Origin of the sequence: Streptomyces sp. P17, from assembly GCF_032436805.1 — a bacterium.
In the GTDB taxonomy this organism is placed as follows: Bacteria; Actinomycetota; Actinomycetes; order Streptomycetales; family Streptomycetaceae; genus Streptomyces.
The window spans coordinates 1-256 of the sequence record NZ_JAVRBF010001120.1 but is presented as its reverse complement, the minus strand read 5'-3'; the positions used below and the strand labels follow the sequence as shown (position 1 = coordinate 256).

Below are 256 nucleotides of genomic sequence, written 5' to 3'. Positions count from 1 at the left end.
CCCTCTTTTATATTGTAGAGAATCTCTGGGGTGCTTTCAATCTTTTTGACAGATCAGCTCACCACTTTAGCATCTTTTGTCACAGCTGGGTCCAAGGTGATCCCCAATTGCTTGGCGATTGTTTCATTGACGATCACATCGCCATCTTGCATGATCTCAATAGCGGTATCAGCAGGTTTTATCTCACCTTTCGCGATTTTCGCGGTCATCTTGCCTGTGGCGACACCGATCGCTTTTTGATTGACACCAATGGTCG

Annotated in this window: 1 protein-coding gene; it reads right to left on the bottom strand. The window is 46.1% G+C overall.

Annotation, left to right across the window (positions count from 1 at the left end):
- Nucleotides 1-53: 53 nt before the first annotated feature.
- Nucleotides 54-256, bottom strand: a 203-nt coding sequence (locus RMT89_RS44135) for an ABC transporter substrate binding protein (RefSeq protein WP_315889388.1), incomplete at its 5' end; no start/stop codon positions are given.